Genomic DNA, 4,230 nt, shown 5'->3' on the forward strand with positions numbered 1-4,230 from the left:
GTCCAGCGCGCGCTGGAGCGCCACCGGCACCTTGACCTGGCTGGCGCCGTCGCCGACGGTCAGCACGCCGACCTGGGTCCCGGCCTTCGCCGACTCGGGGATCGCGGTGCCGCCGTCGCCGAGCTTGAGGTCCACGGTCAGCGAGGACCAGCCGACGGCCTGGACGTCGGCGGTGGCGACGACCGGCGTATGACCGCCGAGCCCGTCGTCCACGTAGCCCACGACCTGGCCCTTCTTCACCACGGGCGCGCCCTGGACCTCCTTCTGCGTGGCGATCAGCAGCGAGCGGCTCTGCGCGATGACGGTGTCGATGATCGGCGGCTTGTGCTGGCCGAGGACCGCGCCGACGAGCAGCTGGTTGGTGTCGCCGACCTTCTTCTGCGCGGCGAAGAGGAGGTTTCCGCCGGCCTTGGTCGTCGTACCGGTCTTGATGCCGAGGGAGTCGTTGAACGGGACCAGGCGGTTCCAGTTCTGCCAGACCTTGCCGGTCTGGTCGGTCCAGGCGGGCATGCGGGTGATGTCCACCAGCGCCGGAATCTCGACGATCTTCAGGCCCAGCTTCACCTGGTCCTCGGCGGTGGAGACCGTGGTGGCGTCCAGGCCCGAGGGGTCGGTGTAGGTGGTGTTGGTCATGCCGAGTTCCTTGGCGGTGTCGTTCATCTTCTTGACGAACGCCTCCTGGGAACCGGAGTCCCAGCGCGCGAGGAGCCGGGCGATGTTGTTGGCCGACGGGATCATCAGGGCGGCGATCGCGTCGTACTCGGAGATCTTCTCGCCCTCCTTGACCGTGTTGAGGGTGGACTCGTTGTCCGACTTGTCCTTCTGGCCCTCGGTCTCGGCGGTCTTGTCGACGTCGATCATCGCGCCCTTCTCACCCTTCTTGAAGGGGTGGTCGCGCATGATGATGTACGCCGTCATCGACTTCGTGACGCTCGCGATGGGCACCGGCTTCTGCTCGCCGGAGCTGCCGATCGTGCCGAGGCCGGCGGCGGCCATGGAGGCCTGGCCCTCGGTCGGCCAGGGCAGGTTCGGCGCCCCGCCGGGGAAGGTGTACGTGGCCTTCGCGGTCAGCTTGAGCTTCGGCGCGGGCAGCGGGCGCACCAGCTGCACGACGGCGATCACGATGATCAGGAGCAGCACGAGCGGCGCGTAGATCTTGATCCGCCGGACCGCGTTCCGCATCGGGGTGGGCGGCGGGGGCGGGTTGTTGGTGAGGTCCGCCAGCATGTCGAGCGGCGGCCGGGGCGGCAGCGGCTGCTGGGTGGTCCGCTCACTGGGGTCCAGGCTCGGCCGGGCCGGCGGGGTGGGCGGGGTGGGCCGCACCGGGGGCTTGGCGGCGGGGGCGGCCCCGCCCTCGCCGCGCAGCGGTACGAAGGTGCTGACGCGGCGGTCACTCTCGCCGCTGCCGGTGCCTGCGGCGCCGGGCGCGGGGGAGGGCTTCCCGGGCGCGCCGGTGCCGGTGCCTGCGGCGCCGGGCTTGGCGGCGGCGGGCCGGTCGGTGCCGGGCTTCGGGGCGTCGGGCTTCGGGGCGCCGGGTCGGTCCGTACCGGTGCCTGCGGCGGCGGGCTTCGCGGCGTCCTGCTTCACCACTCCGAACGCGGTGGTCCGGGTGTCGGCGGCGGGCTTGCCGGCCGGCTTCTCCTTCTCCGCGTCGGGCGAACCGGAACCCGGCTTCACGGCGCGGAAGACCGCGGTGCGCTCACTGTCGGAGTCCGCCGGAGCCGTGGCCGGCTTCTTGACGCCCTCGGCATCCGGCTTCTCGGCCGGCTTCTCGGCGGCCGCCGAACCGGAACCCGGCTTCACGGCACGGAACACGGCGGTGCGCTCACTGTCGGACTCCGCCGGGGCCGTGGCCGGCTTCTCCGCCTTGTCCGCGTCCACGGACGGCTTTTCGGGTGCGGAACCGGAACCGGACTTCACGGTACGGAAGACGGCGGTGCGCTCCCCGTCGCCGGACGGCTTCGCGGCGGCGGCCGTACGCGGGTCCCGGGCGGGCTTCTCCGCCTCGGGAGCGGGGTCCTTCGTCACCACACCGAACGCGGTGGTGCGGACGTCCCCGGACGGCTTCGCGGCGGGCTCGTCGGCGTCGGCCGAAGCGGAACCGGGCTTCACGGCCCGGAAGACGGCCGTGCGCTCGCTGTCGGCGGCGGCCGCACGCGGGTCCCGGGCGGGCTTCTCCGCCTCCGGAGCGGGGTCGGTCGTCACCGCACCGAACGCGGTGGTGCGCACGTCCCCGGACGGCTTCGCGGCAGGCTTCTCCGCGTCCCCACCCGGCTTCGCCGAAGGCTCGTCGGCGTCCGCGGAAGCGGAACCCGGCTTCTCCGCCTCCGGAGCGCGGTCCGTCCTCACCACGCCGAACGCGGTGGTGCGCACGTCCCCGGACGGCTTCGCGGCAGGCTTCTCCGCGTCCCCACCCGGCTTCGCCGAAGGCTCGTCGGCGTCCCCGGAAGCGGAACCCGGCTTCCCCGCCTCCGGAGCGCGGTCCGCCCTCACCACGCCGAACGCGGTGGTGCGCACGTCCCCGGACGGCTTCGCGGCAGGCTTCCCCGCGTCCCCACCCGGCTTCGCCGAAGGCTCGTCGGCGTCCCCGGAAGCGGAACCCGACTTCCCCGCCTCCGGAGCGCGGTCCGCCCTCACCACGCCGAACGCGGTGGTACGGACGTCCCCGGACGGCTTCGCAGCAGGCTTCTCCGCGTCCCCACCCGGCTGCGCCGAAGCGGAACCCCGCTTCTCCGAAGGCTCGTCGGCGCCCGCCGAAGCGGAACCCGGCTTCGCCGAAGGCTCGTCGGCGTCCGCGGAAGCGGAACCCGGCTTCGCCGGGTCCCGCGGAGCGGACCGGTGGACCACGCCCGCCACCGGGGGCTTCGGGTCCACCCGACCGGGGGACGGGCGTGACGGGGCGGACCCGGAGCCGGACTCCGCGTCCGCGTCCTCCGTCCGCTCACCCGGCTCGTACGCCGCGACCCACGCCGCCACGGCCTCCTTCAGCGGGTCTCGCGGCTGGAAGACCGACAGCCTCGGGTCCTGCTCCCCGGACGCTCCTTCATCTACCGACTTGTCGGGGGACTCGCCCGCCACCGTTCCTCCTCGATCGCTGTCCGGTCACTGTCCGAACCGTCTAACAGTGTCCCGTCTAGGGGGCATCGCCCAACCGCTAGACGAGAACGACATAGCTACTGGTTCCCGCACAAAGCGAACAGGCACTCTCGACAGATGAATGTGAGAGGCGTCACCCTGTCACTCATCCACGCGGGGAGGCATGGATGGGCAGGAGCCGCAGAACAATTCCGGAGGAGCTTCTGCTGCTCGCTTTGGACCCGGCCACGGGTACCACGGCGCAGCCGCAGTCGCTCGACCTCGGCCTGGCCGGGGCACAGCTAGTGGAGCTGGCTCTGGCAGGACGGATAGCCCCTGACGGGGATCGTATCGCCGTGGTGATGCCACGGCCGACAGGAGATCCGACTCTGGACTCCGCACTGGAACTGCTGCGCAGGCGCGGCAGCCCGGTACGGGCCGTCCACTGGATCGGCGGACCCCGGCTGGGGCTCCGCCAGATTTACCTCGCGCACCTGGAGCGCTGCGGCATGGTGCATGCCGTCGCGGGACAGATGTGCGGGGTGCTGCCGACGACTCGCTACCAGGCGACCGACACGGCGATCAGCCGGGAGATCCGTGCCCGGCTCGACAATGCGATCCGCACCGGCGTACCGCCGGACCCGCGGACCGCGGCGCTCGCCGCGCTGGCCCACGCGGTCGGTCTCGGCAAGCACCTCTACCCCGGCAACGAGGGGCGGTCGTCCAGGTCCCGGCTGCGGGACCTGATCCGGCACGACCCGATGGGCGGTCTCGTCGCGCACGCCGTGATGGACGTCCAGAACGGCGTGGCCGCACAGCCGCGCCGTGACCGCGCCGCACAGCCGCAGCCCCAGCCGGCCGTCCGGGCCACGGCGACCGGCGGTGTTGTTCCGCTGCAGCCGCGCCGGACGGGTGCGATGGCCCGCGCGGCCGCGCACTGAACCAGGGGTACGCGTACGACCCGCACGGCCCGCCACACCCCTTGACCCACCGGCGGGGCACGGTCCACGGAACCACCGATCCACGGAACACCGATCCACAGCACCACCGATCCACAGATCCACCGACACCGCGGCCGGAGGTCCCCCCAGGACCCGGCCCCGGAGCCGCCCGCGCGCGGGGTGGCGAGGCCGGCGAGACGGCTTCGCCACCCCG

Annotated in this window: 2 protein-coding genes; one reads left to right on the top strand and one right to left on the bottom strand. The window is 72.8% G+C overall.

Annotated features, from left to right (window positions below):
• Nucleotides 1–2,517, bottom strand: a 2,517-nt coding sequence (locus SSNG_RS43815) for a hypothetical protein (RefSeq protein WP_241695056.1), incomplete at its 3' end; no start/stop codon positions are given.
• Nucleotides 2,518–3,263: 746 nt separating this feature from the next.
• On the opposite strand from SSNG_RS43815, the gene SSNG_RS14935 reads away from it, so the two are divergent.
• Nucleotides 3,264–4,016 (top strand): GPP34 family phosphoprotein, encoded by a 753-nt coding sequence (locus SSNG_RS14935; RefSeq protein ID WP_007264670.1) that lies wholly within the window; start codon nt 3,264–3,266, stop codon nt 4,014–4,016.
• The last annotated feature ends 214 nt before the right edge of the window (nt 4,017–4,230 follow it).

Origin of the sequence: Streptomyces sp. C, assembly GCF_000158895.1 — a bacterium.
Classification (GTDB): domain Bacteria; phylum Actinomycetota; class Actinomycetes; order Streptomycetales; family Streptomycetaceae; genus Streptomyces; species Streptomyces racemochromogenes.

What these genes read in the sequence shown, in the direction of transcription:
- SSNG_RS14935 (WP_007264670.1), top strand. Translation starts at nt 3,264, where the DNA reads ATGGGCAGGAGCCGCAGAACAATTCCGGAGGAGCTTCTGCTGCTCGCT.